The organism is Humibacter ginsengiterrae (assembly GCF_054780115.1).
Map to the genome: position 1 here is coordinate 1 of NZ_BAAGWY010000010.1, position 24,258 is coordinate 24,258.

The 24,258-nt window shown below is 66.9% G+C and carries 19 protein-coding genes; 5 read left to right on the forward strand and 14 right to left on the reverse strand.

Annotated elements, in window-relative coordinates:
• The first annotated feature begins 931 nt into the window (after positions 1-931).
• Positions 932-1,885 carry a ketoacyl-ACP synthase III gene (locus ACYVII_RS12400; protein WP_460535454.1) on the forward strand — a complete coding sequence of 318 codons (954 nt, stop codon included), beginning with the start codon at positions 932-934 and terminating at the stop codon, positions 1,883-1,885.
• Positions 1,886-1,933: 48 nt separating this feature from the next.
• On the opposite strand, the gene ACYVII_RS12405 is transcribed toward ACYVII_RS12400, so the two are convergent.
• Together ACYVII_RS12405 and ACYVII_RS12410 are read right to left on the reverse strand one after the other, a co-directional pair.
• Positions 1,934-3,160 carry an RNA polymerase sigma factor gene (locus ACYVII_RS12405; RefSeq protein ID WP_460535456.1) on the reverse strand — a complete coding sequence of 409 codons (1,227 nt, stop codon included), beginning with the start codon at positions 3,158-3,160 and terminating at the stop codon, positions 1,934-1,936.
• 22 nt (positions 3,161-3,182) lie between these two features.
• Positions 3,183-3,611 carry a YciI family protein gene (locus ACYVII_RS12410; protein ID WP_460535457.1) on the reverse strand — a complete coding sequence of 143 codons (429 nt, stop codon included), beginning with the start codon at positions 3,609-3,611 and terminating at the stop codon, positions 3,183-3,185.
• A gap of 135 nt (positions 3,612-3,746) precedes the next feature.
• On the opposite strand from ACYVII_RS12410, the gene argG reads away from it, so the two are divergent.
• The gene (gene argG / locus ACYVII_RS12415) at positions 3,747-5,174 is read left to right on the forward strand and encodes an argininosuccinate synthase (protein WP_460535458.1); all 1,428 of its coding nucleotides are present in this window, start codon (positions 3,747-3,749) and stop codon (positions 5,172-5,174) included.
• Between the two features lie 28 nt (positions 5,175-5,202).
• Here argG and ACYVII_RS12420 read toward each other — a convergent pair whose 3' ends face one another.
• The 7 genes from ACYVII_RS12420 to ACYVII_RS12450 all read right to left on the reverse strand — a co-directional run bounded on the left by ACYVII_RS12420 (position 5,203) and on the right by ACYVII_RS12450 (position 13,919).
• Positions 5,203-5,607 carry a PLDc N-terminal domain-containing protein gene (locus ACYVII_RS12420; protein ID WP_460535459.1) on the reverse strand — a complete coding sequence of 135 codons (405 nt, stop codon included), beginning with the start codon at positions 5,605-5,607 and terminating at the stop codon, positions 5,203-5,205.
• A 153-nt stretch (positions 5,608-5,760) separates the two neighbouring features.
• Positions 5,761-6,969, reverse strand: a complete 1,209-nt coding sequence (locus ACYVII_RS12425) for a glycoside hydrolase family 3 protein (RefSeq protein WP_460535461.1) — start codon at positions 6,967-6,969, stop codon at positions 5,761-5,763.
• Positions 6,970-7,092: 123 nt separating this feature from the next.
• The gene (locus ACYVII_RS12430; protein ID WP_460535463.1) at positions 7,093-9,579 is read right to left on the reverse strand and encodes a glycosyl hydrolase family 95 catalytic domain-containing protein; all 2,487 of its coding nucleotides are present in this window, start codon (positions 9,577-9,579) and stop codon (positions 7,093-7,095) included.
• A 66-nt stretch (positions 9,580-9,645) separates the two neighbouring features.
• The gene (locus ACYVII_RS12435) at positions 9,646-10,662 is read right to left on the reverse strand and encodes a LacI family DNA-binding transcriptional regulator (protein ID WP_460535466.1); all 1,017 of its coding nucleotides are present in this window, start codon (positions 10,660-10,662) and stop codon (positions 9,646-9,648) included.
• Positions 10,663-10,727: 65 nt separating this feature from the next.
• The gene (locus ACYVII_RS12440; RefSeq protein WP_460535468.1) at positions 10,728-11,645 is read right to left on the reverse strand and encodes a carbohydrate ABC transporter permease; all 918 of its coding nucleotides are present in this window, start codon (positions 11,643-11,645) and stop codon (positions 10,728-10,730) included.
• Positions 11,642-12,580 (reverse strand): carbohydrate ABC transporter permease, encoded by a 939-nt coding sequence (locus tag ACYVII_RS12445; protein WP_460535471.1) that lies wholly within the window; start codon positions 12,578-12,580, stop codon positions 11,642-11,644. The genes ACYVII_RS12440 and ACYVII_RS12445 overlap by 4 nt, the downstream gene beginning before the upstream one ends.
• A gap of 64 nt (positions 12,581-12,644) precedes the next feature.
• On the reverse strand, positions 12,645-13,919 hold the full coding sequence (locus ACYVII_RS12450) for an ABC transporter substrate-binding protein (protein ID WP_460535473.1): 1,275 nt from the start codon (positions 13,917-13,919) through the stop codon (positions 12,645-12,647).
• A gap of 302 nt (positions 13,920-14,221) precedes the next feature.
• On the opposite strand from ACYVII_RS12450, the gene ACYVII_RS12455 reads away from it, so the two are divergent.
• Positions 14,222-15,745 (forward strand): alpha-N-arabinofuranosidase, encoded by a 1,524-nt coding sequence (locus ACYVII_RS12455; RefSeq protein ID WP_460535475.1) that lies wholly within the window; start codon positions 14,222-14,224, stop codon positions 15,743-15,745.
• A gap of 61 nt (positions 15,746-15,806) precedes the next feature.
• Here the strand turns inward: ACYVII_RS12455 and ACYVII_RS12460 are convergent, their stop codons facing one another.
• The 5 genes from ACYVII_RS12460 to ACYVII_RS12480 form a co-directional block, all read right to left on the reverse strand.
• A complete protein-coding gene (locus tag ACYVII_RS12460; protein WP_460535477.1) occupies positions 15,807-17,492 on the reverse strand; it encodes a glycoside hydrolase family 30 beta sandwich domain-containing protein in 1,686 nt (561 codons plus the stop codon).
• A 100-nt stretch (positions 17,493-17,592) separates the two neighbouring features.
• Complete coding sequence (locus ACYVII_RS12465) at positions 17,593-18,390, reverse strand: cupin domain-containing protein (protein WP_460535480.1); 798 nt, start codon at positions 18,388-18,390, stop codon at positions 17,593-17,595.
• Positions 18,387-19,403, reverse strand: a complete 1,017-nt coding sequence (locus tag ACYVII_RS12470; protein WP_460535483.1) for an endo-1,4-beta-xylanase — start codon at positions 19,401-19,403, stop codon at positions 18,387-18,389. Before ACYVII_RS12470 ends, ACYVII_RS12465 begins: the two co-directional genes overlap by 4 nt.
• Entirely contained in the window at positions 19,400-20,614 is a 1,215-nt protein-coding gene (locus ACYVII_RS12475) for a Gfo/Idh/MocA family protein (protein WP_460535485.1), read from the reverse strand. Before ACYVII_RS12475 ends, ACYVII_RS12470 begins: the two co-directional genes overlap by 4 nt.
• A 1-nt stretch (position 20,615) precedes the next feature.
• Positions 20,616-21,656, reverse strand: coding sequence for a DUF6807 domain-containing protein (locus ACYVII_RS12480; RefSeq protein ID WP_460535487.1), 1,041 nt, complete (start codon positions 21,654-21,656; stop codon positions 20,616-20,618).
• A gap of 206 nt (positions 21,657-21,862) precedes the next feature.
• Between ACYVII_RS12480 and ACYVII_RS12485 the strand changes: the two genes are divergently transcribed.
• Together ACYVII_RS12485 and ACYVII_RS12490 are read left to right on the forward strand one after the other, a co-directional pair.
• Complete coding sequence (locus ACYVII_RS12485; RefSeq protein ID WP_460535489.1) at positions 21,863-22,912, forward strand: LacI family DNA-binding transcriptional regulator; 1,050 nt, start codon at positions 21,863-21,865, stop codon at positions 22,910-22,912.
• 356 nt (positions 22,913-23,268) lie between these two features.
• Positions 23,269-24,234 carry an ABC transporter permease gene (locus ACYVII_RS12490; protein ID WP_460535491.1) on the forward strand — a complete coding sequence of 322 codons (966 nt, stop codon included), beginning with the start codon at positions 23,269-23,271 and terminating at the stop codon, positions 24,232-24,234.
• Positions 24,235-24,258 lie beyond the last annotated feature (24 nt).

A 24,258-nucleotide genomic window follows, 5' to 3' on the forward strand; every position in this document is an offset into this window, starting at 1 on the left:
CCCACAACCTCCTCAAACTCCGAGCAGCCACCCCCGCCTGACCGGGCAAGCCGGCACCCTCCAGCCAGACGCCGAACGCTACCAAATCCCGCACCCCCACCGCCCAGAAGATTCACGCGACAGCCTGTGCTCTGCAAATTCCATCACCTCAACCTGCACAACAACCACTGGCGCATTCGCCGAAACGGCACCGACTACGAACTGATACCCCCGCCCGAGACGGGCGCGGCGCCGATACCCCTGCACCCGAAAAACACCACCCGGGAACACGTACGCCAACGAACCGGATAAGGCTTCGTGCGCGGGCGTCGCCCGCAGCATCAGGAACGGGCAGCGGCGCGCACGAGCGGGCAGGCGTGCGGCACGGCGGACCACCTTGGACCACGCCGGCCGCGCCGCCAGGCGAATGGGCCCGCCCCCGGACCACCCCGGAACGACGCCGGCCGCGCCACCGGACGAACGGGCCCGCCCCCGGACCACCCCGGAACGACGCCGGCCGCGCCACCGGACGAACGGGCCCGCCCCCGGACCACCCCGACCGCGCCGCTGGACGAACGGGCCCGCCGGAACCACGCCGGCCCCGCCACAGGACCAACCGGCCTGCCCCCGGAACCACGCCTGCCACGCCACCGCACCAACCGGCCCGCCCCCGGAACCACGCCTGCCACGCCACCGCACCAACCGCCCACCCCGAACCACCCGACCGCGCCACCGGACGAACGGGCGCGCCCCCGAACCACCCCGACCACGCCACCAGGCCAACCGGCGCGCCACCGGACCACCCGACCACGCCACCGATCAACCGCCCGTGCCAGCGACAACGCGAGTCCCGTCGGCCGTACCGCCACGTCGCGTCAGCCGCATCGCGCTATCGCAGTCCATGCACCGACGTATTTTGCGACGCGCATGCACCGGTCTCTAGAGTCGCAACATGAGCGCTCGTACTCCACGTGGATCACGACTGGCCGGATTCGGGCACTACCAGCCCAAACGAATCCTCACCAACGAAGAGCTCGCGCAAACCGTCGACACGAGCGACGAATGGATCCGCACACGTACGGGCATCCGTGAGCGACACATCGCCGACAGCTCGGAGACCGTCGCGAGCATGGCCACCGAAGCGGCCCGCATGGCACTAGAGGATGCCGGCCTCGACTCGGTCTCACTCATCGTTCTCGCCTCCACGACACTCGTCGACCGCACACCGTTCACAGCGGCTCGCGTGGCAGACGCGCTCGGCATGCCCGGCCCCGCCGTCATCGACATCAACACCGCGTGCTCCGGATTCGAGCACGCCGTCGCCATCGCCGACCTGGCGATCAGCTCGGGCTCCGCAGAGAGCGCGCTGGTCATCGGCGCCGAGCGACTGTCGGACGTGACGGACTGGAGCGACCGGCGCACCTGCATCCTCACCGCTGACGGCGCGGGCGCGGCAGTGCTGGTCGCCTCCGACGAGCCCAAAGTGTCACCAGTGGTGTGGGGCTCGGTGCCGGGCATGACGAACGCCGTCGTGATCGACGGGGATCCGCAGGTGTTCTCGCAAGACGGGCAGGGCATCATGCGCTGGGCACTCACGAAGGCCGCATCCCACGTGCGGCGTGCACTGGAAGTCGCTGGCGTGACCATCGACGACATCGACGTCGTCGCGTTCCACCAGGCCAACCTGCGCCTCATCGAGCCACTCGCGAAGGCGGTCGGCGCGACGGGCAAGCAGATCGTGATCCACGACATCGAGGAGTCCGGCAACACGTCGGCGGCCAGCGTACCGCTCGGACTTTCCAAGGCGTGGCACCGCGGCGAACTCCCGCGTGGTGGCCGAGCTCTGCTGTTCGGTTTCGGCGGCGGGTTCGCCTTCGCCGGCCAGGTGGTCACGCTGCCTGAGTAGCCCGGGTCGGCGAGGGGCTCCAGCACGGCGGGTGCGCGGGGCCCGGTCTCAGAGTCGCGCGGCTTTCGCGAGCAGGAACTCGCGCTCCCGCTCGTTCCCGGCGAGCGCAGCAGCCGCCCGCAACTCGGACCCCGCCTCGTCGGTGCGGCCCAGCCGTGCGAGCAACTCACCGCGCACACTCGGCAACAGGTGCGACCCGCGGAGCGCGCCCTGCTCTGCCAGGCGGTCGACGATCTGCAGCGCAGTCGCCGGACCCGTCGCCATCGCGACGGCGGCGGCCCTGTTCAATTCGACGACCGGGTTCGGCGCGAGCCGGCCGAGTGCCTCGTACAGCAGCACGATGCGGGCCCAGTCGGTCTGGTCCGCGCTCGGAGCGATCGCATGGCACTCCGCGATCGCGGCCTGCAGCGCGTAGGGGCCTCGTCCGCGACCGAGCGCGTCGACCCGGGCGAGCGCCGCTCGCCCACGAGTGATCTGGGCCCGGTTCCAGCGGGTCCGGTCCTGCTCGACCAGCGGGATGGGGGTGCCGTCCGAATGCGTACGTGCCCCGAACCGCGCCCCCTGGAGCTCCATCAGCGCGACGAGGCCGTGCACCTCCGGCTCCCGCGGCAGAAGCCCGGCGACCATGCGGCCGAGGCGAAGCGCCTCATTCGCCAGATCAGCGCGCATCCACTCGCTTCCGGATGTCGCCGCATATCCTTCGGTGAACACCAGATACACGACGCTCAGCACTCCATCGAGACGCGCCTTCCACTCCGAAGGATCCGGCGTCTCGAACGGCACACGGGCCTCCGCGATCGTCTTCTTCGCCCGCACGATGCGCTGCTGAACGGTCGCAACCGGCACGAAGTACATGCGCGCGATCTCCTCCGTGCTCAGGCCCGCGACGATGCGGAGCGTGAGCGCCACCTGCGCCTCGCGCGAGAGCACCGGGTGGCAGGCCGTGAAGACGAGCCGCAGCACGTCGTCGTCGATCGGCTCCCAGACATCCTCGGATGCCGTCTCAAGCGTCGCCGCAATCGCACGATAGCGGTCGTCGCGTCGTTCTCCGCGACGCCACTGGTCGATCGCACGACGCTTGGCCACCGCCGTGAGCCAAGCGCCGGGGTTGTCGGGAACGCCGTCCCGCGGCCACTGCTGCAGCGCCTGGACGAGTGCTTCCTGTGCGAGATCCTCGGCGAGGCCGACGTCGCCGGTCACCTTGGCGAGCGTGGCGACGATGCGTGCGCTCTCGATACGCCAGACGGCGTCGACCCTCGCCGGGATCTTGTTCATGGCTGCCCCTACGTCGCGCTCGTCAGGCGTTCTCGGCCGCCGCGCGCCACTCGGCTTCCTTCTGGAGGTACTCGTTGTCGGCGAAGTCGGCGAAGTCGCTCTCGCCGGTCACCCTGCGCACCTCGAGCTTCGAGCCGGGACCGAGCGGGCAACGGCTCGCCCACTCGGCGGCCTCCTCTTTGGAGTTCACCTGGAGGATCCAGAACCCGTTGAACAGCTCGTGCGTCTCCCCGTACGGGCCGTCTGTCACCGCCGGCGGCGTGCTGGAGAAGTCGACCACGAACCCGGTCGTGTCGACGTCGTCCGACAGTCCCTCGCCGGCCAGCAGCACGCCGGCCTTGACGAGCTTCTCGTTGTATTGCCCCATCCTGGTGATGACCTCGTTGAAGTCCATCTCCTCGTACGCCTCCTTGGCGGCGTCGGTGGCTCGCATGATCAGCATGTACTTCATGGTTGTCTCCTCGTTCGTCGTGGGATGCGCTTGCACCCTCTTACTATCGCGTCGCCTCTCGCGCACGGAAGTCGACATGGGTCGCGAACTTCTTCGCGGCGGATGCTCGGCTCGACGCCCCATATTCTTGAAGGCATGTCCAAAGTCCTCGCATCCCTTCCCGTCGGCGAACGCGTCGGCATCGCGTTCTCCGGTGGCCTCGACACGTCCGTCGCCGTCGCGTGGATGCGTGAGAAGGGTGCGATCCCCTGCACCTACACTGCCGACCTCGGTCAGCCGGACGAGCCGGATGTCGAAGCCGTTCCCGGTCGCGCGGCACAGTACGGGGCTGAGCTCTCCCGGCTCGTCGACTGCAAGCTCCCTCTGGTCGAGGAGGGACTCGTCGCACTGCAGTGCGGCGCGTTCCACATCCGCTCCGGCGGCAAGACGTACTTCAACACCACCCCGCTCGGGCGGGCCGTCACCGGCACACTGCTGGTGCGCGCGATGCTCGAGGACGGCGTCGAGATCTGGGGCGACGGATCCACCTACAAGGGCAACGACATCGAGCGGTTCTACCGCTACGGCCTCATGGCGAACCCGCGTCTGCGCATCTACAAGCCGTGGCTCGACCGCGACTTCGTCTCCGAACTCGGTGGACGCAAGGAGATGAGCGAGTGGCTGCAGGCGCGTGATCTGCCGTATCGGGCATCCGTCGAGAAGGCGTACTCGACCGACGCGAACATCTGGGGCGCAACGCACGAGGCGAAGCTGCTCGAGCAGCTCGACACCCCGATGACCATCGTGGAGCCGATCATGGGGGTCGCGTTCTGGCGTGACGACGTGCAGATCGCCGCAGAGGATGTTCGGGTGCGGTTCGAGCAGGGACGCCCGGTCGCGCTGAACGGCGTCGAATACGACGACCCGGTCGCTCTCGTGCTGGAGGCGAACACCATCGGCGGACGACACGGGCTCGGCATGAGCGACCAGATCGAGAACCGCATCATCGAGGCGAAGAGCCGCGGAATCTATGAGGCGCCGGGTATGGCGCTCCTGCACATCGCCTACGAGCGCCTGCTCAACGCGATCCACAACGAAGACACCGTCGCGAACTACCACAACGAGGGCCGCCGGCTCGGCCGGCTGATGTACGAGGGCCGCTGGTTCGATCCGCAGTCGCTCATGCTGCGGGAGAGCATCCAGCGCTGGGTCGGCTCGGCAGTGACCGGCGAGGTAACGCTGCGGTTGCGGCGTGGCGACGACTACTCGATCCTCGACACCAGCGGGCCGGCGCTGAGCTACCACCCCGACAAGCTGTCGATGGAGCGGGTGGGGGATGCCGCGTTCGAGCCGGAGGACCGCATCGGCCAACTCACGATGCGCAACCTCGACATCGCCGACTCCCGTGCCCGGCTCGAGCAGTACTCGGCGTCCGGCGTGATCAGCGGCGCGACCGCGCTGCTGGTCGGCGACCTCGGCGCGGGCGAGGCGGGCGAGATCAGCGCAGGCCCGGGCGAATCGACCGAGCAGGCCGAAGTGGACGCCGCGAACGAGGCGGCCGCGTTCGATCTCGGCGCGGACTGACACTCAAGCCGCGGCGCAGGTCCTCGGCTCAGGCGGCGGGGGTGCCGGTGTCGTCGTTACGACGCTGCTCCAGAGCGGCGCGACGACGCTTGTCCTCCTCGATCTCCCGTTCGAGATCGGCCAGCTGCTGCTCGGTCGAGCGTCCGTCGCGGGATGGCACCGGTTGCACGGTGACTGTCGCCGTGCCCATCGGGGCGGACATCCGTGGCGCGGATGCCTGCGGCCGGCGCCGGGGCATCCGGATCGGTCGCGAAGCGCCCTCGTACGATCGTCCCAGCGCGAACCACAGCACGATTCCGATCAGCGGGATGAAGATGATCAGCAGGATCCACACGATCTTGTGCATGTACTTCACCCGGCTGTCGTCGATGCGGATGGCGTCGATCAGGGCGACGACCATCAGCAGCAGGATGACGATGGAGAGCACGGACATACGTTCACAATAATTCGCAGGCGTCGCCTGGTGGGTCCGAGGTTGCTGCTCACCGCGAGACTGCACACTCGCCCCGAGACAGCGGGTAAACCCCACGCTCTCGGGGCGGGCATGCACTCTCGCCGTCACGGGCGGGCGTGCGGTCGCCTTGGATCAGAACAGGCTCGCGCGCAGCGACTGCACACGGCGCAGCGCCTGCTTGAAGTGACCGGGGTTCAGCGTGCCGTCGCCGGCGGCCGTGGTGATCGAGTCGAGGGCATCCTGTCCCTGACTCATGTCGCGGGCAGAGCACAGCAGCAGGTCCATTCCTGCCTCTGCGGCGAGCAGCGAGCGGGCACCGGTGTCTCCGAACGCATCCAGGGCGCCGGCCTCGAGGGCATCCGTGATCGTCACACCGCCGAATCCGAGGCGTCCGCGCAGCTCGCCCTGCACGATCGTGGTCGACAGGCCGGCCGGATACGTCGCGTCGATCGCGGGGTAGATCGCCCACGAGGTCATCACGAGCTGCACTCCCGCCGCGATCGCGGGGGAGAACGCGAACTCGTCGACTCCGCGCAGCTCGCTCAGCGGCTGGGTGAGAGTGACCGGCCCGAGGTCGGTGTTCTGCGCCTGGGTCGCGGCGCCCAGTCCTGGGAAGTGCTTCGCCGTCGCTGCCACGCCCGCGCCCTGCTGGGCGGTGACCATGTCGGCCCCCAGGCGGCCGGCGAGCACCGGATCCGAGCTGTACGAACGCTGCCACTGGTCGTCGAAGTCGCCCGGAGTGCGGAACACGTCGAGCACCGGGGCGAGGTTGAGGTTCATGCCCACGTTGCGGAGCGCGGCAGCCGCGCCCGCTCCCGCTGCGGTGGCTGCGGCATCCGGGTCCGGCTGCAGACCGATCTGCTTCTCGGACAGGATCGGCTGCTGTCCACGCAGCCTGCGGATGTAGCCACCCTCCTGGTCGGTCATGAACAGCAGCGGCTCCTTGACCGGAGAGGATGCCTGCGCCGCGCGCAGGTCGGCGACCACGCCGGCGATCTGGGTGAGGTCTGTAGCGATGTTCTCGCCGAAGAAGATCACGCCGCCCACCTCGCCTGCGGCGATCGCGTCGAAGAGGGACTGCGGAGGGGTGAGGCCTGGATACGAGTAGATGACGCGCTGGCCGGCCTGCTGGCGCAGCGACAGTTTCGCCCACCACGGCGGAGTGGCGGATGCCGGAAGGGCTGCGGCTCCGAGGCCGGCTCCGGCGAGGGCGATTCCCGCGACCGCTCCGACCCCAGCGGTGAGCACCGCCCGGCGGGACATACCGGGTCCGCGGGAGAACGCGGCGCCGGTGGCGGGGGACTGAGGGGCGTTGTCCGGCTCGGACGATGAGTGATTCATGCTTGCTCCTTCAACGACCCGCAACATTGCGGGTACCCCTGACGAGATTTCTCCCCTCCCATCCGGGTGTCAAGGAGTTTTGGCAGGAATTTTCGCGTAGTCACAAATTCTTGGCGATGATTTTCACGCGCGGGTCCCCGGCCGCTCGGCATCCTCTCGGTGCGGCTGCCTCCGCAGGAGATAGAGCCCTTCAGCACGCGTATTCCAGGTGAGCCGGACACGCCGGGTCGAGCGCTCCGCGGAGGCCAGTAACGGTACCGATTCGCCGGCCGCATCCTCCACGGTGAAGGTGGACAGCGCGTCGGAGGGCACCTCGACCACGAGTGGCCCGGCATTCAACGTGAGGATTCCGGCCTCCACAAGCGCATGATCCTCCCACCTCAAGCGCGTGCAACTCCCTCCCGGAAAGTGCAGCCCAGACACCTCGCCGCTGCTCCAGTCCAGCGGGAGAGCTCGGAGCAGTGCGACACCAGCGCTCGTGCCAGAGACGAGTGCTTCCGCGATTCCCGCCGTGGCACCCAGGTTGCCGTCGATCTGGAAGAGCGAGCCCTCCGGCCGACTGTCGTCGGGGTGCAGGTCGAGCAACGACGGAGAAGCCAGCTCGTGGATGAGCTTGTCGATGGCGACGCCGACCAGCTCGCGGTCGCCGAGTCGTGCCGCCAGGCACAGCACCCATGCTTGGCTCCACCCCGTGTACCCGCCGCCTGCCGCGAGTCGGTCGCGCAGTGCGACACGTGCTGCGTTCAGGACCTCGGGTTCGTTCCCTGCGCTTATCCGCTCGCCCGGGAAGACCCCGAAGAGGTGAGAGAGGTGGCGGTGGCCGGGCTCCTCCGAGATCCGCTCGTCTGCCCATTCGAGCAGTTGGCCGTGGCTTCCGATGCCCGGAGATGCGAGCCGTTCGAGAGCGGCCGTTGCACGGCCGATGAGTGCTGCATCGTTCGACACCCGGACGACGCGCGTCAGCACCTCGTGCGCCAGCTCCTGGTCCATCGTCGTGCCTGCGGAGATCGCGGCACGCGCACCGTGCTCGGAGATGAACGAATGCTCCGGCGACGTGGAGGGGCTGATGACGAGATTCCCGTCGTCATCGGGCACGAGCATGTCGAGCACGAACTCTGCCGATGCGGTGAGGATGTCATCGAGCAGGTCATCCGCGTCCCGTGCCCCGAACGCCCGGTGCTCCCAGACCGCCGCGGAGAGCCACAGCAGAGCCGATGGCCAGTTCGACCACTGCGGGTCTCCCGGCACCGCTTCGGCGAACCGCCAGAGGTCGGAGTTGTGGTGTGCTGCAGCGCCGCGCGCCCCATAGATCCCCCTCGCGATGCGCCGTCCCCGGCTCGCGAGTTCGGCGATGAAGGAGAGGAGAGGCTCGACGGTCTCGGGGAGTCCCAGTCGTTCGGCGCCCCAGTAGTTCATCTCGAGATTGATGTTCGTGGTGTAGTTGCAGCTCCATCCGGGCCGCCGGTCGACGTTCCAGATTCCCTGCAGGTTCGCCGCCTGCGTGCTGGGGCGAGAACACGAGATGAGAAGGTAGCGGCCGAAGTCGAAGTACAGCACTTCGCGATCTACTCGCTGCTGATCCTGCTCACGACCGGTGTCGGCGGCCACCTGGAGTCGCACGCGATCGAACAGCCGCCGATAGTCGGTCACGTGCTCGGCCAGCATGCTCTCCGTCGTCCGGTGGGATGCCGCTTCGACTCGGGCGCGCGCGACGGCCGCGAGCGCGACGGTATCGGCGGAGGGCCGTTGGTCGAATCCGCGGAACCCTGTTTCGACGGAGACGATCAGCCTGCATCCGCCGTCGGGGTCCGCCATGGACATCGCAACGAGCGCGAAGCCCATGCCGGCGTCGACCAGCCCAGCGTCGTCCGGCTCGTCCGTCGCGTAGACGATCGGCGAGTCGTCCGTCACGTAGTTCGGGAGGATGTGGGCCGGGACACGTCCCACAGCGGTCAGGATCGTCCCCTCCCCGGTGGACTCCAGCTGCTCTCTCACGTCCGGGTGTTCGCTGGTGAACACGGGAGCGGTCGGCACCACGTCACCCGTGGCGTGCATGACGAAGACTCCGGCCGGTGCGCTGCAGAACGAGAGAACCGTGATCTCGGCTCCGGCGTCGGCATAGGTGACCGTCGCCGTGGCGGTGCCGACATCGAGCCTGCGTTCGTAGTGCTCAGTGCCGCGGTAGCTGCCGCCGTAACTGCTGCCGGAACCAGAGCCAGGACCGGAAGCCGCGGCTGAGCCGGGAAACGGGCCGGAGCGGCGCCGCGATGAGTACTCCCACTCGATCGCCCCGACGGGTTGATACGACTGGCAGAAGCGATCGCCCTGGAGGGACCGACCCAGCTCATTCGCCAGCGTGAAGTCGCGTAGAGCGATCGCGCTGCGGAGGGATGCCATGGTCGCCGTATCGGCGACTCTGGCGGATGACAGGTCAGGACCACCGGACCAGAGTGTGTCGGCGTTGAAGTCGATCCGCTCGGTACCGGTTCTGCCGTGAACGCTGGCACCCAGCCAGCCGTTTCCGAGCAGGAATGCCTCGAGGAAGCTTGCAGCCGGGCGGTCCAGCACGAGCTGCCTGCGAGGTCTCGGATCGTGTTCGGGGTGTGGCACAGTGCTCCTCATCGTGCTTGTCGTCAGGGCAGGCTCACGCTGCCGGGACGGATGCCGTGCACCGCCTCAAGAATGCCGCCGGGTGGACTCGCGCTCCACGATCGCGAAATCCACCTCACGATAGACCGGAGGACGGTCAGGGTTTGCGATCCGGTCCATCAAGGTGTCCACGGCGAGCGCAGCAACGCTGCGCCTGCCCGCATCGACGGAGCTGAGGCTCGGTGTCGCGTAGACGTCATCGGAGAGATCGTCGAATCCGATGACCGCGACGTCGTCCGGTATGTCGAGCCCCGCCGCATTCAACTCGTGCAGTGCGCCCAGCGCAAGCAGATCGGTGACAGCGAACACGGCGTCGAATGGCGTACCCGCTTTGATCAGGGACCTGATGGCGGCCACGCCGTCCTCGCGACCCCACACGCCGACCGGCAGCTCCAGGGAGGGATCGTGCGGGATGCCGTGGGCAGCCAGCGCCTGCCGGTACCCCTGAGTGCGGAGTGCTGAGGTTCCCATGGTCACGCCGCCCGGGGAAGTGGTACCGATCAGAGCGATTCTGCGTCGTCCCAAGCCGATCAGATACTCCGTCGCGGCGGCAGCAGCCTCCACGTTCTTCATCGTGACGTGGTCGACGCTCGGCGAGAACACGTTCTCGCCGAGCACGACCACAGGTCGCTGGGTCACGAATTGGTCGGCATCCTCCGATGTCAGCGCTATCGGGTCGATGATCAGCCCGTCGGTGATCTGCCGTCGGCTGCCTTGGAGCGCGTCGATCTCGAGCTCGCGTGACAAGTTCGTCTGTTCGGTCAGGACGATGATTCCGCGGGCCCGCGCCGTGTCGATGATCTCCGACGTCAACTCGGCGAAGTATCCCTGCGTGAGGGCTGGAACGGCAAGCCCGATGAGATTGCTCCGGCCGAGACGAAGGCTCCGTGCCGAGTAGTTCGGCCGGTAGTTCAGCTCCTCGATCGCCGCCTCGACCTTGGACCGCGTGGTGTCGCTGATGTACTGGTAGCCGTTGACGACGTTCGAGACCGTGCGGAAGGAGACTCCAGCCAGACGAGCGACATCACGTAACGTGGCTGCCACTTTCCTCCTCTGCAGGGTGTTCGGCCATCGGAGCGATCAAGGCCCGGGCGGAGAATGCGTGGGTCTCATCCCTTGAAGGCCCCGTCCATGATCCCAGCAACCAGTCTGCGTCCAACGAAGAAGAAGACCAACAGCAGCGGGATCGTGGCGAGAAACGACCCCGTCATCGCCAACCCCAGGTTGACCGTGTAGCTCTTCTGGAGCGCCTGGATGGCGATCTGCACCGTGTAGTTCTCCGGTGATTTCAGCACGATGAAGGGCCACAGGAAGTCGTTCCAGCTGGCAACGAAGCCGAGCAACCCGAGCACGAAGGCCGCCGGCCTGACGATCGGGAAGGCGATGCGCCAGAAGATCTGCCAGCTGCTTGCGCCGTCGATCCGTGCAGCACCCATGAGCTCGTCGTCCATGGTGCTGGCGAGGTGCTGGCGCATCCAGAAGATGCCGAAGGCGCTGGCGAGCGCCGGGAAGATCACGCCCTGGAGGCTGTCCACCCAATTGAACGAGCTGATGATCATGTACTGCGGGATGATCGAAAGCTGCGCCGGCACCGTCATCGTCAGCAAGACGGTCACGAACAAGGCGTTGCGGCCGCGGAACTGGAGCTTGGCGAAGGCGAACCCCGCGAGCGCGCAGAGCACGGCCTGTCCGCACGCGACCACCCCGGCGATGATGACGCTGTTCAGGATCGACTGCGCGAACGGCACGGTCGAGAAGACGACCCCGACCATGTGCGCGAAGTTGCCACCGGGTATGACACGCGGTGGCATCTGGCTGGCCGCCGCCGAATTCGTCGAGGCGACCACGAACATCCAATACAGAGGGAAGATGCTTCCGGCCGCGGCAAGGAGCAGGATTCCGTACACCCACCAGCTGACCTTGCCGATGCGTCCGCGGCGCCCGCGCACGCGATCGCGTCGACCCGAATCCGGCGTCGCGGGCGAAACGTCTGCCGCCGCCGTCAGTTCTGCCGTCGTCCCGGTCATGAGCGGGATCCCTTCATGCGCGTGGAGAGTGCGAAGTTGATGGCTGCGATGACGACGACCATGATGAACAGGGCGACGCCGATGGCGGCGCCGTACCCGAACTTGTAGTCGCCGAACGCCTGCTCGTAGAGATACAGAGTGAGCGTCTGACACTGTCGGCCCGCTCCGCACGTGAGCCCGCCCGTTGAATTCACCAGCAGAGGCTCGGTGAAGATCTGCAGACCGCCGATGGTCGACGTGATGATGGTGAAGATGATGATCGGGCGCAGCGACGGAATCGTAATCGATGTGAATTGTCGCCATCCGCTCGCCCCATCGACGGACGCTGCTTCGTACATCTCTTTCGGGATCGACTGCAGGCCGGCCAGGTAGAGCAGAGTCGTGTAGCCGGACCAGCGCCAGATCACCATGACCGCGATGACGAACTGGCTCGATAACTGACCCGCCAGCCAGTTCACAGGGCTGCCGCCGATCAAGGTCAGAACCCAGTTGATCAATCCGTAGTGGGTGTCGAAGAGCTGGGCGAACACGATCGCCGTTGCAGCGACGGATGTGATGTAGGGCACCAGCAGCGACATCCGGAAGAAGTTCGCGAACCGCAGTCGTGCGAAATGCAGAAGGTGGGCGAGTCCCAGGGCGATGATCAGTTGCGGCACCGTCGACATGATCCAGATCGACAGGGTGTTGCCCGCGGCGTTCCAGAACCGTGGGTCGGAGAAGAGCGTCGTGAAGTTCTCGAATCCGATAAAGGTCTTCGTGCCGATCGGATTCCAGTCGAACAGCGAGATCACGAACGTGAACGCCATCGGGAAGAGTCCGAAGACGGCGAACAGAAGGAAGAACGGCGCGACGTAGACGTAAGGCGCGGAGCGCTCGAAAACGCTCTCTCGGATACGTGAGCGCGGCCGGAGGCGGCGAGTGGCGGTGACAGTCATGGTGATGTCTCGCGGTCGGATGCCGCGGCGAGATCTGACCCCGCCGCGGCGTTCCGCACCTTTCCTACTTGGCGACGTCCTGCTTGATCGCCGAGAGCGCGCTCGACCAGGCTTGAGCCGAGGAGATCTTCTTGTTCTCGACATTGATGATCGTGTTCAAGAAGTCCGTGCCGATCTGCCCGGAATCAGGGCCGACGTAGAACGACTTCATGTTCGCGACTGCCTCGGTGAAGATCTTGCCCGTCGGGGCATCCGAGAAGAACGGATCCGTCGACCCGAGCAGCTTCGGGTTGGTGTAGTTGGCGGTAGTCGTGGGAAGCGAACCGCTCGTCAAGAAGTGCTGCAGCTGAGACTCGGGCGACTGCGACGTCTTGATGTAGTTCCATGCTGCCTGCGGATGGGCGGCTCGCTTCGGGATGGCGAGATAGCTTCCGCCCCAGTTGCCCGATCCGCCGGGGATCTTCGCGATCGCCCAGTCTCCCTTGGTGGCCGGCGCATCCGTCTTCAACGTCCCGAGCATCCAGGACGGGGTGGCAACGGTCGCGAATGCACCCTTCTGGAGACCAGCGGCCCAGCCTGTGGAGAATGACGTCAGATTGGCGGTGATGCCGTCATCCACCGCCTGAAGCGCTGTGTCGAATGCCGATTTCACCTGGGAGTTCGTGTAGTCGAGCTTGCGTGTGTGGTTGTTGTAGAACTGTTCGGATCCCTGGCCGATCTCCTGGTAGAAGATCGAGGTCTCGGCGTTGTCCACGAAGGGTTTCCCCGTCTTCGCCGTGTACTCCTTGCCCACCTTGAGGAAGTCCTGCCACGTCGGCATGAGCGCGCCGACCTGGTCGGGGTCGGTGGGCAGCCCCGCTGCCGCGAACAGGCTCTTGCGATACGACAGTGCGAGGCCGCCGACATCCGTCGGCACTCCCAGAACCTGCCCACCTGCGGCGACGGACTGGGAGAAGATCGCTGGCGCGTAGTCGGGCTTGAGCTTCTTCGCACCCAAGGTGTTGAGATCGACGAAGTTGTCGGGATTCTCGACGAACTTCGGCAGGTCGGCTGCCTGGATCAGCACGAGGTCCGGCACCTTGCCACCGGCCAGGGCCGTGGTCAGCGCCTGCGCCGTATCTGTGGAACTGCCCACCTCGGTCAGCTTGATGTGGACGCCGGGGTGCGCCTTCTCATAGGCCTGGACGTCCGCCTTCGCGTTGATCCCGGTGAACGACCAGAACGTGAAGTCCTTGCTCGCCGACGACGATCCGGACCCTCCAGACGAGCATCCCACTAGGGACGCGACGATTGCCGTTGTCACGACAGCTGCGGCTGCCAGACGGGTTCTGCTTCTCACAACAATTCCTCTCCAGTGCGGAATCACGAGACGGCTCGGCCACTTCGCTGAGCCCATGCAGCGAGTTCATGCGGTCTCACTGCCGACGTCGCGGTCTGTGCGCATCCACCAGGCGTGCAACGTTGCAGGAAAGATAAACACGGGGGAGGATGCGCGCGCAAGAGATCCGGACAAGATTTCTGCAACGTTGCAGCACTGACCCGATCGCGCTTAGGCTGGCGAGCCGTAGCGCGCACCGCGAGCACCGCACACCGTAGGGTGTTGCCGCGACCTGAGCGCCGAGACCCACCGATCGGAGACCTATGCATTCCCCCACGCGCGCCGTGATCGAGCTCGACATCCCCGGCGCGACGATCAGCCGGCACTTGTACGGGCATTTCGCGGAGCACCTCGGACGGTGCATCTACGACGGGTTCTGGGTCGGCGACGACTCGGACATCCCCAACACCGGCGGCATTCGCACCGACATCGTCGATGCGCTGCGCGACCTGCGGATCCCCAACCTGCGCTGGCCGGGAGGATGCTTCGCCGATGAGTACCACTGGCGCGACGGGGTCGGACCGCGGGAGCAACGTCCGCGAATGGTGAACTCGCACTGGGGCGATGTCGTGGAGAACAACCACTTCGGCACGCATGAATTCATGGCGTTATGCGAGCTTCTCGGCGCAGCACCGTACGTCAATGGCAACGTCGGGTCCGGCACAGTGCAGGAGATGAGCGAGTGGGTGGAATACCTCACCCGCGGCGACGATTCACCGATGGCAGCACTGCGCCGCAGCAACGGTCGCGACGAACCATGGAAGGTTCCGTTCTGGGGCATCGGCAACGAGCCGTGGGGTTGCGGCGGCAACATGCGGGCGGAGGCCTACGCCGACCTGGCGAGGCAGTACTCGACGTATCTGCGCAACCATGCCGACAATCGCCTCTACAGGATCGCCGCCGGCGCAGACGCTGAGGCGTACTTCTGGACGAAAGCGCTGATGGAGGCGGCGAAGGGGCCCTCTGGCGGGCATCCATTCGAGGCCATTTCGCTGCACTACTACACCGTGCCGGGCGGCAACTGGCGGGGTCGCGGCACCGCAACAGGCTTCGATGCCGACGGCTACTACTCCACAATGGTGCGCGCCGCCCGGGTCGAGGAGGTCATCTCCCGGCACTCGGCGATCATGGACGTCGAGGATCCGGCGCGGAACATCGGCCTGGTGCTGGATGAATGGGGCACCTGGTGGGACGTCGAACCCGGAACGAACCCGGGCTTCCTCTACCAGCAGAACACCATGCGCGACGCTCTCGTAGCGACCGTGCACTTCGACGCGTTCCACCGTCATGCGGACCGTCTGGCCATGGCCAACATCGCGCAGACCGTGAACGTGCTGCAATCCGTCGTGCTAACCGATCCGCAGACCAACCAGCTCATTCTCACGCCGACCTATCACGCCTTCGCGATGAACGTCGGCCACCACGATGCGCAGGCGCTGCCCACGCATCTTTCGGGCGTCCCCGTCCACGACGTGGATGGAGTCGAGTTGTCCACGGTGTCCGCGTCGGCATCGACGAAGGACGACAAGGCTCTGGTCTCGGTCACGAACCTCGCCGCAGAGGACTCCGCCACGGTGGTCCTCGACCTGCGTGGCCGCACGGTCACCGATGTGCGCGGCCGGATCCTCACCTCGGACGAGCTCAACGCGCACAACACAGCGACGGCCCCAGAAGCGGTGACCGTGCGGGACTTCCACGTTGCGCGAACCCAGGACGCGTTCGGGCACGGGCTCCAGCTCGATATGCCGCCCCATTCGTACGTGACTGTGGAGCTGGACCTCGTCTGACCGGTCGCGCGCCAGCACGTGCGCGCGACCGGCCTTCTCTACTTGCTCGCGGAGGTACTGATCACGCGATGACGAACGTCGTCACGCTCTGCGGGGGCAGCGAGGCGACGAAATCGGTGCCGCGGCCTGCCACGTCCGGCTGCTGCTCCAGGTTGCGCGTGGCATCCGTCATCCACGACTTCACAGCCTTCACGACGTGTCCATGCACGGCTATGGGTTGGGTCGCCGTGTTTGTCGTCGTGTTGACGGCGACGATGACGAGGCCGCCGTCTTCGCTGGCGTACGCGGAGGTCAGCACTCCCGCCTGGGCCTCCTTCGGCGCCTCGATGCGAGTGAATCCGGGCCGGACGAACTTCGTGAAGTGCGCGAGCATGTAGCCGCGCTTGCTGATCGTGCCGTCCTCGAGGATCGGCCCGTAGCTGCGGCGGATGTACCACCACACGTACGCCTGGAACTGGGCGTCGACCATCGCGTGGTGCACGTGCTCGGCCACCTCCAATGCTTCCGGCCAGAGGTTCGCCGAGCTCGAGCTGTTCGGGTAGTACACCTCCGTCATCCAGAGCTCCTTGCCCGCACCCTTCTCTTCGAACAGCGGGTACGGGAAGTCTGCATACGGTGTGCCGTAGAGGTGTGCCCCGAGAATGCCGAGGTTCGCGAGCGCGGCCGGGTCGTCGAGGATCGGATCGGACTGCGACTTGACGTACTGGAAGGACTCAGGAGCGATGACCCGCGTATCGATCGATCCCGCATAGTCGCGCAGGAAGCGTGTCATCTCCGCCGGCGTCCACCAGGTCCAGTCGTAGGCGTAGTCCGGCTCGTTCTGCACCGAGATGCCGTAGAGCTGAACGCCGTTGTCGCGATAGAAGTGCACGAAGTCGTTCAGGTGCTGCGCGTACGCGCCGTAGGCGTCGTAGCGCAAGCGCCTGGACTGGGCGGGAGGCGTGTAGGCCGCGACCATCAGCTCGTCGAGTGACGGCCCGCCATCGCCCGACGTCGCGACCACCACGCTCCACTGGCCCGGCGTCATGGGCACCTGGATCGAGTGCCATTCCCAGTCGCCGTTCGACGTCGCCGGAAACAGCTCGTTCTGCGCGACCAGAGTGCCCGCGACCGTGATGTCGAGGTGCGTGTCGCGTCCTGGCGAGCAGTAGCGGAAAGCGAGGTTCTTCGTTCCCTTCGAGCCGACGAAGACGCCGTCGAACTGCACGCTTGCCCCGGTGCTCGCGTCGAAGTCCACGTATCCCGTGCCCTCGAAGCCCGAGACGGCCGACGCGACATGAGCGTTGACCAGACTGCCGGCCTCTGCCTGATATTTGCTGCCCTGAGGGACCACGTCGCGCTCGAAGAGCTCGATCAGATCCGCTGGCGGATTCCACGGCGACGCGAAGACGAGGGCTCCCTTGCTCGCGGCAGTCTGAGCAGTCGCCAGATCGAGGCCCCAGTCCGCGCGGTCTTCGGGGACCGGGATTCTCAGAACGGTCAGCCCGAGGTCGTCCTGGCCGTTGCCGAATGCCGTGTTCCGCTGCGAGGGCGTGAGGTCGCCGATCCACGCGGTGTGGTTCATCCCTCCGAATCCACGGATGACCTGGTGCTGCTCGTGCGGGTCGACCAGGAACGCCCGGGGATCGGCCGCGGCTGCGGGGGCGCCCGGGAGTTCGGCAAGTCCGATCGCGACCGGAATTGCCGCGATGCCGCCCGCCACGAACGTGCGGCGGGTGATGGGGGTGCTGAATGGCTTCGTCGCCATCGATCTTCTCCTTTGAATGATGAGCTGTGCTGTGGTTCAGGGGTGCAGGATCTCCAGTCGAGCCGGCGTTGCTGCCGTGTGGTGCCGCCTGTCAGCCCTGTCAGTGCGCCCCGGCATTCCACACGGTGAGGTGTCCGCACATGCCCCAGCGCTCTGGGCCGTCGGGACGTACCGAGCGGATGCCACTGAGCCCCAGCTGCCCTGGGTCACCGGCGGCGAGGGATGAGAGCTGCCGTGCGGTGGCATCCAAGCCGGCGCCGGGTCCCGTTGCGACGATCTGCTCCCAGAACGCGACCCGGGGCGCAACGAGCGCCGCAGCGGCGGTGTAGAGGTCGCGGAGCGCGCCGTCGAAGTCGTCCGCAGCGCGATCGCGCAGCTGAGCGAAGCCCTCCAGCGCGAGGTCGCGGCGGGCCCGTGCTGCGGCAGCCATCGTCTCCTGGTCGCCGTGCGCGGGCAGCGTCGCATGCTCGCGGTACCGCGCCGGGTCGCGCAGAACCTCGAGCGGGAACGTGAGCACGGCATCCCCGGCCTCGGGTAGGCCCGCGTTCGACATCAGCGTGAGGATGTCGAGTGCTCCGTCGGCGTTGATGAGCCGGTGCACGGTGCCCGGCGTGAACCAGACCACGGCGCCCGGCTCCAGGGTTGTGCGCTGCAGCCCCTGGGAGCTCAGTGTCTCGACCGCGCCGTGGCCGCCGAGCACGACGTATCCCTCGGTGGATGCGGTGTGCAGGTGCGGCGACCCGCCACGCAGTCCGTCGGACGCCTCCCAGTCGTAGACCCGCAGGCGCGAGATTCCGATCCCCCCTGGCAGGCCCCTGGACAGAGCGGCGGCCCACTCGGCGGCCTCCTGCCCCGATCCATCCGGGTGCCCGGATGCCGCGCCCTGGGCATCCGTCATCGCAGCTCCGGCCCGTTCACGAACGGTGCAGCACCTACCGGCTCTGAGAAGACCGCATCGAACGCGGGCTTCGGCTGCAGTGATTCGTCGAGCACGTGCGCAGCGCCGAAGCCGGCGAACGTGTCGGGAATCCAGGAGTGCGCGTCGCTCAGCCCCCACAGCACGAAAGCCGTGCACCCAGGGACCGCCCGCGCGGCGTCGAACATGGACCGATAGCCGTCGGCCTGCGCGGCCAGCTGCTCGCCTGAGGGATGCCCGGACTCGGCCACGGGCATCCGCACGTCCACCTCGGTCAGCGCGACCTCGAGCCCGAGGTCGGCGAACCGCTGCAGGTTCTCGCGCATGGTGCTCGGCGGGTCGCCGACGATGCGGTGGCCCTGCACCCCGAAGCCATGCACCGGCACGCCATCGGCCAGCAGCCGCTGCACCAGTTCGTAGTAGGCGTCGCTCTTCGGGCAGAGGTCTTCGACGTTGTAGTCGTTCAGGTACAGCCGTGCGGACGCATCCGCTTCGTGCGCCCAGTGGAACGCGTCGGCGATGTAGTCGATGCCCATCGCCTCGAACCACGGCGACGTGCGCGGCTGGGCGTCGTCATCCAGTGCCTCGTTCACGACATCCCACTGTTCGATACGCCCGCGATAGCGTCCGGCGACCGTGCGGATGTGATCGCGCAGGATGCCTTCCCGCTCGGCTTCGGGCGTCTCCGCGACCCAGTCTGCGAGCTGGCTGTGCCACGCGAGAGTGTGGCCGCGAACCGCCAAGCCGTGCGATTCGGCGAACTCCATCACGCGGTCGGCCGTACCGAAGTCGTATGTCTCCCGGTCGGGTCGCAGCGGACTGAACTTCAGCGCGTTCTCGGGCGTGACCAGGTCGAAGAGCCGGGCGACTGTGCTGCTGTACGCGTCGTCGTCGAGCGCGCGTGCGTCGACGGCACAGCCCAGGCGGAGGGTGCGGCGCCGCAGTGTGCCCATGCCCGCAGGGTCGGGCTCGGTCACCACGCCATCGCTCGTCACGCGACCGCCTCCTCGGCGGTGCCGTCGCGATCGACGCGAGCGGAAGCGCTCCTGCCCGCCTCTTCTGCCCACGGTGCGCCGCTTCCGGCCATGCTGCGATAGAACGGCGACGCCACGTCGAGCTCCCCCGAGTCGATGCGTGCACCCGTGAACGCCGACGCGTAGATGCCGGCGATGAGCTCCAGCGTGTTGCGGGCATCCTCGAGCCGCACCGGCAGAGGCTCATCGCGTTCGATCGCGGCGATGATCGCGGCGAACTGGGCCGAGTGTCCGCTGCCGAATCCTGCGGGGCCCTGAGCCCAGGCATCCGCGACCGCATCCTCGTGACCGGGCGCCGGCGTGATGGTCCAGGAGTCGTCCGAATACCCGTACAGGTGCTCGAGCTCGACCGTGGCGTACTCGAAGTCGAAACGCAGATAGCTCGTCTCCCGGGGCGAGAGCAGGCTGTTCACGACGCTCGCCACCGCACCGTTCTGCAGTGTCACGATCGCGTGCGAGACATCCTCGGTGATCACCGGCCGCGCCTGCCTCGCGGCGACCGCGACCACCTGCGACCACGGGCCGAGGATGGAGAGCATGGTGTCCATCTGGTGGATGCCGTGCCCCATCGTCGGGCCGCCGCCTTCGACATCCCACTTGCCGCGCCACGGAACGTCGAAGTAGGAGTCGGGTCGGTACCAGAGCGTGTCGCACACCGCGGTGAGCGGGCGCCCCAAGGCGCCGTCGGCCACGCGGTCGCGCAACCACAGCGCCCTCGCCCCGAACCGGTGCTGGGACACTGTCGCGAACCAGGCGCCCCCTTCGCGCTCCGCCTCCGCGATCTCGTCGAGCTCCGCCAGCGACAGCGCCGGCGGCTTCTCGCTGAGCACGTGGATGCCTCGCCGCAGCGCCGCGATCGCCTGCTCCTTGTGCAGGCCGGGCGGGGAGCACAGGTGCACGATGTCGAGGTCGGCGGCTTCGAGCATCTCGTCCAGGGTCGTCGTGCCGATGGGCACGTCCCACGCACGCTGATACTCGCGCACCCGGTCTGCGTCGATGTCGCACGCGGCGACGATTCGCGCTCGCCCTTCCAGCCGCTGCACGCCCTCCGCGTGCACGCGGGCGATGCCGCCGGTGCCCACGACGCCGATGCGGAGCGGGCTCTCGGTGGTGATCCGTCGCCTGGTCGGCGCGTTGCCGGGTGCAGAAGCGGTGTTCTCGCCGGTTGTCATCTCAGCGCACCTCCGCCAGCTCGGCCGCGTCGGCGCCTCGTGGGTTCGTCGCATCGGCACCAGCCTGCGCGCGGGCACGACCGTCCGCCCGCCCGACGGCAGCCGCCAGCTCCGCCATCCGTGAGGCATCCGATTCCCCGTCTGCGATCACCACCGCGTGGTGCAGCTCGATCGTCTCGGCCACGTCGACCACCCGTACCCGGTCGAAGAACGGCGCGGGGTTGATGCAGGCGAACGGTTCGGAGCGCACGAACCACTTCGTGTCGAGGTCCTGATCGGGAGTGCGGTCGACGAACACCACAGTGGACGAGCCGTCGACGTCGTCGTGCCGGCCGCAGAACCCTGCCCACTCGCCGCGGGTTCCGCGAACGTCTTCGCCGGTCACGCCGTTCGACGCGATGAGCGCTCCGCCGGTGAACGAACGCGGACCGCGCCAGAACAGACCGCCGTAGCCGGCGTTCTCCCTGCCTTCGGTGGTGGGCGATCCCATCTCGATCGGCGCGCCGGACACATTCGTGAGCACGCTGAGCCAGCCGAGCACCCAGGCATCCTGCTCCGGCACGAGTGTCGCGGTGAGCGTTCGCGTCTCGGTGAAGACCGCTGCTCCCACCGGGGAACCGTCACTGGGCTGCCGGTGCCAGACGAGAGCGTGCTTGAACACGGCGTGGTCTTCGCCGACAGCGGTCTCGAGAACCTCGTCGTGATCCTGCGAACCGTTGTTCTTCAGATCCGCGTACCAGCCGACCTTGCGCGTGTAGGTGGCGCCTCCCCAGAAGTTGTCAGGGCCGACGTTGGGCAGTGCCATGGTGATCCCCTTGTGCCACACGTGATCCCACGGGCGGAACACCGACACCAGGCGCCCGCTCGGCGTTCGCAACGGATGCACGTACGGACGCGGAGACTCGAACTGGGCTTCCGTCGGCGCGTAGACGTAGCGCATGAGTTCGACGGATGTTCCGGCGCCTACGGCTTCCGAAACGACACGGAACTCCCGGTCGACATCGTGTACGACGCCCAGCGATCGCGGTGATTTCGCGCTCATGACGGGTATTGGCCTTCCCTAGAATCATCGTTGATCGGAGTCGGACGACGCCCAGTCCGCAACTTTTTCGATAGATTATCGGAACGGCAGCCTACGGCGGCTCATGTCCGTCGTCAAGAATGGGCTCGAACGAAACGTGTTCGAGCCGGCCAACGAGGTACTGCCGGGGCCCGCGCACGCCGAGCCTCGTCAAGGAGGAAGTTCATATGGCCGGATCGAAGAGCACGTTGGCCGACGTCGCCGCCCACGCCGGGGTCTCCATTCCCACGGTGTCGAAGGTGCTCAACGGCAAGGCCGATGTGGCTGCGGCCACGCGCGACAAGGTGTTCGCGGCGCTCGAGGCAACCGGATACCAGAGCAGACGCGGCATCTCCAACGCCTCCGGCGCTGTCGAGTTCCTGATCGAGGGCGCGGACTCGGCATGGGCCATCGAGCTCATCAAGGGCGCAGAGCGCGAGTCTGCCGCGCGCGAGGTCGCCATGATCATCACGAGCTCCGTGCACGAGAACTTCTCCCTCGATCGCTGGATCGAGGCCATCAGAACACGGCGCTCGGCCGGTGTGATCGCCGCGCTGCCCAGCCGTGGGAACGAGATACTCCAGGCGCTCTCGACCTTGACGATCCCGGTGGTCCTCGTGGATCCGCCACACGCGGAGAAGTGGCAGTTCCCCGCGATCCGCGCCACCAACTGGTCAGGTGGTTACGAGGCGACGAACCGGCTCGTAGAGCTGGGGCACCGCCGGATCGGCCTGCTGGCAGGGCGAGGCGATCTCGACAATGCCCTTGAGCGGCAGGAGGGCTACGCCGCGGCTCTGCGGCGGGCAGGCATCCCCTACCGGCACGAACTCGTGGTCGAGGCCGAGTTTCTGATCAGCGACGGCCACCGTGCGGGCGGGGAACTGCTCGATCTCAAGGAGCGTCCTACCGCCATCTTCGCCAGCTCCGACCAGCAAGCGGCGGGGTTGTACGAGGCGGCCAGGGAGCGGGACATCCGCATTCCCTCCGAGCTGTCGGTGATCGGATTCGACGACACGGTGCTGAGCAAGCATCTCGCGCCCGCGCTCACCACGATCCACCAACCCCTGGCGCAAATGGCCGCGGAAGCGGTGCGCCTGGTGCAGGAATCGGGCGCGGGCGTGCGCGGAGCGCAGCGCCTCGAGCTTCCGACGTTTCTCGTGGAGCGGGGAAGCGCGGTGCCATTCGACTCCGACGCGGCACCGCGAAAGGCCGGGAAGCGGGCGCGCGCCACGCGCTGAACATCTCGATGGCAAACGGATGCCGCGGTTTGCCATCATCCAGCGGGACGAGGCCGATGCGCCTGTAATGCGGTACGACGTGCGCACTTCCGCGTGATTACGCGGTCTTGCCGGTGCTCACGGATGCGTCGCTGCTTTCGTTCGAACGGCCCCCGCACCCGTACTGGGGGCACGGCAAGCGCTTACCGGTTGACACCGCGAACGATCCTGGGTTAGCTTCACTTTCGATATCCGATCGAAACGACTTTCGGTAACTGAACCGAAACGATCACGGTCCGGAAGCGATCCAGTTCGGAATACCACAGTGCGGTGGCGCAGTCCCCTCATCGCACGAGTGACGAGAAGGGACGATGCGCATGACCAGCACCATGGTGACGCCACGCGCGGACACCGCTGCCGAGCCAGCGCCGAAAGCGCGCCGGCAACGTCGACGCACCCCGTGGTGGCGCAACTGGCAGCTCTACTCGCTGCTCGTGCTGCCCGTGATCTGGTTCGTGGTGTTCCGCTACGTGCCGATGGCCGGCAACATCATCGCGTTCCGCAACTACGTGCCGGGCGGGAACATCTTCGGCGAAGGCTGGGTCGGTTTCGACAACTTCACGATGTTCCTCTCGGACCCGTCGTTCTGGCAGGTCTTCCGCAACACGATCATGCTCGGCGGTCTCACCCTGATCTTCGGGTTCCCGGTGCCGCTCATCCTCGCTCTGCTCCTGAACGAGGTGCGCAACCGGGGATTCAAGAGGTTCGTGCAGACCACGACCTACCTGCCGCACTTCCTCTCGATCGTCATCGTCGCCGGCATGATCATGCAGCTCACCTCGGCGACCGGATCGATCAATCAGCTGCTGAGCGTGTTCGGCATGCACAAGATCGAGTTCCTTCAAGACCCTGCCTGGTTCCCCGCCATCTACGTGATCAGCGAGATCTGGCAGACCGCCGGCTGGGGCACCATCCTCTACCTCGCCGCTCTCACGACGATCGACGAGAGCCTCTACGAGGCGGCTCGCATCGACGGAGCCAGCCGCATCCGGCAGATCTGGCACGTGACGCTGCCGGGCATCCGTCCCACGATCATCACGCTGCTCATCCTCAACATCGGCAGCTTCATGGCCGTCGGCTTCGAGAAGATCCTGCTGCTCTACAACCCGGCGATCTACAACACCGCCGACGTCATCTCCACCTATCTGTACCGCGTCGGCATCCAGTCCGGGAGCTTCAGCTATGCCGCAGCCATCGGCATCTTCGAGGCCGTGATCGGGCTCATCCTCGTCGTCTCCGCCAACTTCATCTCCCGTCGCCTGATCGGAGCGAGCCTGTGGTGATCAACAACCCGGTCCCCGTGATCG

Excerpts from the sequence above, each read along its gene's own strand:
- ACYVII_RS12490 (WP_460535491.1), top strand. The coding sequence starts at position 23,269 with ATGACCAGCACCATGGTGACGCCACGCGCGGACACCGCTGCCGAGCCA.
- ACYVII_RS12425 (WP_460535461.1), bottom strand. The coding sequence starts at position 6,969 with ATGAATCACTCATCGTCCGAGCCGGACAACGCCCCTCAGTCCCCCGCC.
- ACYVII_RS12475 (WP_460535485.1), bottom strand. The coding sequence starts at position 20,614 with ATGACAACCGGCGAGAACACCGCTTCTGCACCCGGCAACGCGCCGACC.
- argG (WP_460535458.1), top strand. The coding sequence starts at position 3,747 with ATGTCCAAAGTCCTCGCATCCCTTCCCGTCGGCGAACGCGTCGGCATC.
- ACYVII_RS12400 (WP_460535454.1), top strand. The coding sequence starts at position 932 with ATGAGCGCTCGTACTCCACGTGGATCACGACTGGCCGGATTCGGGCAC.
- ACYVII_RS12410 (WP_460535457.1), bottom strand. The coding sequence starts at position 3,611 with ATGAAGTACATGCTGATCATGCGAGCCACCGACGCCGCCAAGGAGGCG.
- ACYVII_RS12460 (WP_460535477.1), bottom strand. The coding sequence starts at position 17,492 with ATGGCGACGAAGCCATTCAGCACCCCCATCACCCGCCGCACGTTCGTG.
- ACYVII_RS12465 (WP_460535480.1), bottom strand. The coding sequence starts at position 18,390 with ATGACGGATGCCCAGGGCGCGGCATCCGGGCACCCGGATGGATCGGGG.
- ACYVII_RS12440 (WP_460535468.1), bottom strand. The coding sequence starts at position 11,645 with ATGACCGGGACGACGGCAGAACTGACGGCGGCGGCAGACGTTTCGCCC.
- ACYVII_RS12455 (WP_460535475.1), top strand. The coding sequence starts at position 14,222 with ATGCATTCCCCCACGCGCGCCGTGATCGAGCTCGACATCCCCGGCGCG.
- ACYVII_RS12445 (WP_460535471.1), bottom strand. The coding sequence starts at position 12,580 with ATGACTGTCACCGCCACTCGCCGCCTCCGGCCGCGCTCACGTATCCGA.
- ACYVII_RS12480 (WP_460535487.1), bottom strand. The coding sequence starts at position 21,656 with ATGAGCGCGAAATCACCGCGATCGCTGGGCGTCGTACACGATGTCGAC.
- ACYVII_RS12405 (WP_460535456.1), bottom strand. The coding sequence starts at position 3,160 with ATGAACAAGATCCCGGCGAGGGTCGACGCCGTCTGGCGTATCGAGAGC.
- ACYVII_RS12485 (WP_460535489.1), top strand. The coding sequence starts at position 21,863 with ATGGCCGGATCGAAGAGCACGTTGGCCGACGTCGCCGCCCACGCCGGG.
- ACYVII_RS12420 (WP_460535459.1), bottom strand. The coding sequence starts at position 5,607 with ATGTCCGTGCTCTCCATCGTCATCCTGCTGCTGATGGTCGTCGCCCTG.